The organism is Mesorhizobium sp. M7A.F.Ca.AU.001.01.1.1, assembly GCF_004022735.1.
GTDB classification, from domain to species: domain Bacteria; phylum Pseudomonadota; class Alphaproteobacteria; order Rhizobiales; family Rhizobiaceae; genus Mesorhizobium; species Mesorhizobium ciceri.
Genome location: NZ_RZPF01000349.1, coordinates 1 through 6,525, shown reverse-complemented (window position 1 = coordinate 6,525; position 6,525 = coordinate 1). Strand labels below are relative to the sequence as shown.

General features: G+C 59.3%; 2 protein-coding genes and 2 pseudogenes. All 4 read right to left on the bottom strand.

The genetic code is table 11. The features are described 5' to 3' along the window. Nucleotides 1-539: 539 nt before the first annotated feature. Nucleotides 540-1,844: pseudogene (locus tag EN884_RS20705) on the bottom strand (pitrilysin family protein); the annotation flags it as partial. Between the two features lie 1,950 nt (nucleotides 1,845-3,794). Further along, entirely contained in the window at nucleotides 3,795-5,123 is a 1,329-nt protein-coding gene (locus tag EN884_RS20700; RefSeq protein ID WP_063169275.1) for a HAMP domain-containing sensor histidine kinase, read from the bottom strand. After that, nucleotides 5,120-5,779: a response regulator transcription factor gene (locus tag EN884_RS20695; protein ID WP_024505389.1), complete on the bottom strand. Its 660-nt coding sequence runs from the start codon at nucleotides 5,777-5,779 to the stop codon at nucleotides 5,120-5,122. The genes EN884_RS20700 and EN884_RS20695 overlap by 4 nt, the downstream gene beginning before the upstream one ends. A gap of 619 nt (nucleotides 5,780-6,398) precedes the next feature. Further along, nucleotides 6,399-6,525, bottom strand: a pseudogene (locus tag EN884_RS20690) (integrase); the annotation flags it as partial.

The following is a 6,525-nucleotide window of genomic DNA, read 5'->3' as shown; positions in this document are numbered from 1 at the left end:
ATGCCGGGCAGGCTCTCTTTTGTGCCTTCTCCCAGCCTTGAACAAGGATGCGCGCCATAGATCGCGCGCAGCCATTTGCGCTGAGCGATGGCGTTAGGGTCTCGCTCGCTGCCGACGATGCGGGAGACAATCTCGGCGCGGACGCGATCGATCGGCCCCTGCTCGAAGCGCGGCGCGTTCAGCGCGAGCCGAAGCAGGCCGAACGCCGCGTCCTGCTTTTTGGAAAGCATGCACATCGATCCGTAGATGTCGTCGCTTTGCGCGTCCAAACTCATTTCGGCGCCGGCATGGTCGAGCTTCACCTGGAAGGCACCGCTGTCGTAATGGCCAGCGCCTTCGATGAACAGGCCGGCCATCAGTTTGGCCATCCCCTCCTTCCCGACCGGGTCCTGCTTGGTGCCGCCCTTGAAGGCAAAGCCGATGTTGACGATTTCCACTGTGTGGTCCTCCACCAGCCAGGCGATGATGCCCTTTTCGGACTTCACCTCCTGGATGTTCATCGCAGCATGGGGCCGAGCGCCGAGCGTCATCTCTTGATTCTCCGTCTTGGGCAAGAGATAGCCCGTGGTCGAACGGTCGAACGCGAGATAGCGGGCGGCAACTGCTTTGATTTGCTCGGGGGTAACCTTGCGGATGCGATTCGGCCGTTCCTCGACATCCTTCACGGTACCGCCGGTGGCCAGCGTCGAGCCGTAGATGCTGGCGAGCCAGTCCAGGTTGTCTTCCGCAAAGATCATATTGAGCAAATAGTGGTCCTTGGCCTTGCCTAGTTCCTCGTTGCTGACACCATCCTCGGCAATGCGGGCAACTTCGGCAGCGGCCGCCGCTTCGAGATCAGCCAGCTTGGCATCGCCGCGCGGTGCGCCATAGATGGCGAACTTGGTGTCGTCGAGCATAGTGCCCTGGAAATAGACGCGGGCGCTGGAAGCGATACCTTGCTGGACAGCGAGCGCCTGGTAGAGCCGGCCGCGGTTACCGCCGCCGAGAATTTCGGCCAGCAGGTCGAGCGCTTCGGCCTCGCCCGGCTTGGCGGTGTGGTAGGACGGCACCACCCACTGCGTCGAAAAACTGGGCACGCTGACGCGGGCGTCTGAGAGCGTGACGGTGCGCCTGGTGTTCTGCTCGGGCTCAACCGGCCGGATGCGCGGCGGCAGGTCAGGTCCGCGCGCCACCTTGCCATAGGTCTTTTCGGCCAGCGCCCGCACCGTGTCCGGTTCGACATCGCCGGCCACGATCAGCACGGAGTTGTTGGGCCAGTAGTACTTTTCATAGAAGACGGTGGCGTCGACGCGGTTCAGCTGCTCGATCTCCTGCATCCAGCCGATGATCGGGATGCGATAGGGGTGGTTCTGCCACAGCGTCGCGTCGATCTCCTCATGGAGAACGTCCTGCGGGTTGGTGTCGGTGCTTGAGCGGCGCTCCTCGATGACCACATCGCGCTCGGTCTTGACGACATCGTCGGTCAGGATGAGGTTTCGCATTCGGTCGGCCTCGAAGCTCATCATCAGCTCGAGCGCCGACGGCGCCACTGTCTGATAGAAGGCGGTGTAGTCGGAGGAGGTGAAGGCGTTGTTGGAGCCGCCGATCTCGAACACTGCGCGGTCGAATTCGCCGCCCGCATGGTTGGTCGTCGCCTTGAACATCAGATGCTCGAAGAAATGGGCGATGCCGGATTTGCCCGGCGGCTCGTCGGCGCTGCCGATCTTGTACCACACCATGTGGGTGACGATCGGCGCCCGGTGGTTGGGAATGACGACCACCTCCATGCCGTTGTCGAGCACGAAATCCCTCGCCTTGCCGTCCTCCCATGCGACGGGGATCGGAGCCGGCCCCGCGCCGACCAACTCGGACGCAACGGACGTCCTGCGAAGCCCATGAGTGCGGGGCTTGCTTGGTAGTTCTGGTAGGGAGAGTGGGGTTATGGGCTGCGTTCCTGGCAAAGTGATCTGTTCCTCATTTTGAAGGATCTATGTCTCCCGAACGCCTATTGGGAGAAAGTGGATCGGCACGCGACGCCGAGCCACATGAGCCGTCAGCGTGTTGCTGGGCCTGACGCGAGCCTCATCTTTGGATGCGTCCGGGAAACTTTCGGCATGGTGAGGCCATGGGAAGTCTGCTCGTTATCCATTGGGTGTTTGCGGATACCTGAGCATGCCCCGTGCCAAGTAAGAAAGCCCCGATTCGCAAGGTTTGATCCAACCTTGATACTTGCGATATCCGACATTGTCGGGCATCCGACAGAAAGCGCCTTTCGCCGGCGCGCCGGCTATGACGCTCGCCTCCTCCGGCGTGACGACGATCCTTTGGCGGGCGCCGCGCACACCGATCTGCCCGCCTATCAGCACCGCGACATCGAAGGACAGCGCGATCGTGACTGGATGGGTCTTACGCAAACATGCAGCAGTGCCACCGCGATCAGGACTTCATCCGCCCCACAAAGACCCGAGCGCGAGGGACGACGTGTAAGGCAACATGTCATCCTCGATAATGATGCCGCGCATAAAGAGGTAAGGTCCCTCGTCGTACCGGCGAGCCCCTTCGCTGGGTCTCGCGAGGGTCTGGTTTGCGAACGTCGACCGACAGCATCACGGCATGGGCGGCCCCATCGGTAGGCAAGCATTGACCGTGCCATCAGCGTTGAGGCAGCGCAGAGCCCAATTTCCCGGTGCCAGCCGGTACGTTGGAGCTTCAACTGTGGCCAGCCAAGCGGGCCGAGGCCGTGAAACTCCTGATACCCTGGACCGTCCGGATTGCAACGCACGACGCCTTGGTCTCGCGCCAACGTCCATTGACGCTCAGCGAAGCATCATGCGGACGAGCTGGGAAAGCTTGGCCGGGCCGGCGCCTTCCCAGGCGCATGGGACGCGCGACGACCCATGTGGACCTTGGATTTCACTACGCACTTACGCTGCTTTGGCCTTGTCAGCAGCCTGAGCATAAAGCGTGCTCAGCTTTCAGGGCGAGCCTCTTTCATGTTGATAGCATCTGTCGTCATTCAGGATCGCCCCATTTTCGCATGCCGCTTGCAGCTTTCAGACTGTTGTCAGCCAGGGCCGCCATAAAGGGTCTCGTTTAACGCATTCGGGAGGCTTCATCACTCGACCACATTAATTTCGGGCCGTTCGCCGGCGCTCCGAATGGCACTTAACACCAGATCCTCTCCAAACCCGTGATGATCCAAGAGGAAAACGAAAAATCCCTAAATCATAAAAAAGCACCGATACGGTCGGCTCCAGGCTGATGAAATTGCGGTCTCACTGGCCACGCACGATACTTGCGATGGCGATGGCCATTGCAAAGGCCGGTCAAGCACCCAAGACGCTGACAAGCACGCCTCCGACCAAAGCTCGATCGTTGGCAGCCTTTCTAGCCGTATACTTGGGGCATTTTGGGACGGCGATCCGGACGCCGATTAAAACCTGCCGGTCGTCTAAATGGAATGGTTGGTCCGGGTCCTTACTGGACCTGCGCCAACCCGATCGGGCCGGCGCACAGGGGCACCCAGACAATTGGACACGTCGCCTTTGCGCGGCGGCTTGCACTTTCTCGGATGGCCTTTTTTCTCCCCGGGCGAAATCGAGCGAGCGGTGAGGCGGAGCCTTCGATTTTGCCGATCATGTCGTGTCGCTTCGATCGAACTGCTCAGACGATGATAGCGGCATTGATTGCCGCGGCCGAAATGCGTTGTGTGAAGTACGATTTCTACGCCGTATACATACTGCCGTACAGTTCGCCCTGTCAGCAGCCTTGCCAGCAATCCGCCCTGTGTCCAACTGTCGTCGAATTCACCGGTGTCATTGAGGAATTCGTATGATCGCCTCGAAACCATCATTGCGACCGCGGGCGGGCGACGCAAGCTCTAGACTGCCACCGATCCGCTGGATAACCATGTTAGCGATATGTAGACCAAGGCCTGAGCCCGCAGCAGGAGTAGCACCACGACTAAATCGCTTTGTAAGCCCTTCGAGGTCGGGGAGGGGCACCACCGGTCCGGCGTTTGCAATAGCGATGGTTCCATCAGTTTGGACGGAAACTGTTGTCGGAACAGTGGGCAGTCCATGTATCAGCGCATTCTCGATCAGGTTACGAAGGAGGATCCCAAACGCATCGACATCCACTTTGCGCATCAAAGTGGGGCAGCCGTCGACGTTAAGATGCAGGCGTCCGGCATATTGCGGCTTTTTCCTCAGGTCATCGATTTCCAGCCGAACCGATCGGACAAGATCGATCGCGTGATCCGCCATGCCAACCCCCGATTCGGCTTGAGCGAGCTGAAGCACTTTTTCGACAAGGCGGCCAAGGCTCGACAGCGCTTGCTCGATGCCGCGCGCACGCATTTTGGCCGACCCATTGGGAAGCTCGGCCACTAATCTCTGCATCTGAGCGATTGAACCTGCGATCGGCGTGCGCAGTTCATGCGCACTGTTTGCGGCGAACTCGCGTTCGGCCTCGAGAGCCGCCCGCAGACGATCGAGAAGCCGATTGACGGATGCCGCGATTGGAGCCAACTCTGCCGGGAAATCGCCCAAGTCCATTGGTGACAGATTGCCGCCGTCGCGCGATCCGATCTGCTGTCGCAGTACCTCGATTGGCCGCAGCGAGCGCCGGATCACGATCCACCAAACAGCTAAGCTAAAGGGCAGGAGCACGAGTGTCGGAAGGAAGACAAAAAGTGCGCCCTTCGCGATTGTGGTACGGCGGCCATCAAGCGGTTCGGCCAACTGATGATACACGCCGTCTTGGATCTCCTCTGTGTAGACGCGGTAATCAGCGTTTCGCCAAAAGCCGTTACTCAGGGGAGCATCAGGGAAGGGCTGCTGACCCTCTTCCGGTTCAGAAATAAGCACTACCCCGTACTTATTAATAACCTGCTCACGATAGGTCCAGTACTTTTCATAAGTTGGCAAGTGGTTATTGTATTGATCAACGTGTTTTCCATTCAAGACCTTGATCAGCTCTGGTTCTCTGTACTCTGCGCTCCCCTGGAGCAAGTCATCCGAACTTTCGTTTACATTATTGCAAAAAATGAACGCAGCAATGGTTGGGGCGGCGATCCAAACCAGGAGCGTTGCCCCGCCTAACCACGATATCAGCTTTCTCGTCATGCTGTTCGAGTTCGTCATGTGACCACGAGCCTGTATCCGGAGCCACGCACGGTTGCTATTCTATCCCCGCCGATCTTCTTGCGGAGCCGGCTGACATAAACCTCCACTGTGTTGCTCTCGAACTCCGAATTGAATGAATAAAGCGCGTGCTCGATCCTCCCCTTTGAAACGACCGAACCGGGCCGGCGTAGAAGGCAGTCGAGCACCGCCCATTCGCGTCCAGACAGGTGGACCTCCTGCCCGTCGCGGAAGAGGCGTCGCTCGGCTGCCTGTATGGAAAGCGTCCCAACCGAAAATTGCGGCTCCGGAAAATGCCCTTGGCGACGTGCCACTGCACGGATGCGTGCCGAGAGTTCCCCCAGATCGAACGGCTTGACCAAATAGTCGTCGGCGCCAGCGTTGAGCCCCTCGATGCGATGCGAAATCCGATCGCGGGCTGTCAGAATGATGACCGGCGTTGTATCAAGCCCCTTGATCAGCTCCCGCAGATAGTCGATGCCATTGCCGTCCGGCAGGTGAACGTCGAGCAAAATAACGTCGTAGCCGGCCACAGCTGCATGACCGCGCGCTCCGGACAGGCCCTCGGCCCAGTCGACCGCGTGGCCACCAGCCACCAAATGATCGTGCACAGCACTTCTAAGGTCGTCGTCGTCTTCAATGAGCAGTATTCGCATCAGGCTGCCGAGCTCCGGTATGAGGGCAAGGCTCCTGCCTTATTGATCGAAGCTGACAGTAGGCTGAACCGGCGCCAGCGAATATCTGGGGGCTTTCAGGCTGCTGTCAGCTACAATTGCAAGAAAGGGGTCGTTAACAAAGCCAAACGAAGAGGCCTTATGAAACCCCTCCTGATCTCGGCACTTTTGCTCAATGTGACCACCGGCGGCTGTACACTGGTTGGCGGGCAATTCGACGTGGCGGTCAACGAATGGCAGCCGCGCCACGCGTCAATGTCCAGGCTTGAAACTGACAGGTGTCTTAAATACGAGGGCACCGTAGCGGGTGCCTCCAGTTATCGAACAGTGCCTAGCAGGTCAGAAGTGCACTTTGACCATAGGGGTCGTCCGTATTTTCGGCGCTCGCGAACAGAGTCGACGGTCAATCGATGCGCCACTGCCAGAGTCTGGAACGGTCAAGTGTTTGTTATCCCCCGTCCGGGCCATATTCTCTGCCGAGGACCAAGAAGGCCCTATTTTCGGTGCCCACGAACAGAGCCAACGGTCAATCGATGCGCCACTGCCAGGGTCTGGAACGGTCAAGTGTTTGTGATCCCCTGTCCCGGCCGTGTTCTCTGCCGAACTCGCCCTTGTAGTCGGCACACCAAAGATCGTTAGGGCGACAGCCGTTTGAAAGTGGTGTCCCCGTCGCCCTGTTGCGCCTGCGCTTGCGGCGCTCGACCATGCCGTGGCGGTCGAGCACGGCA

Bases quoted from the DNA above. Each gene is read 5' to 3' on its own strand.
- EN884_RS20695 (WP_024505389.1), bottom strand. From the start codon at position 5,779: ATGCGAATACTGCTCATTGAAGACGACGACGACCTTAGAAGTGCTGTG.
- EN884_RS20700 (WP_063169275.1), bottom strand. From the start codon at position 5,123: ATGACGAACTCGAACAGCATGACGAGAAAGCTGATATCGTGGTTAGGC.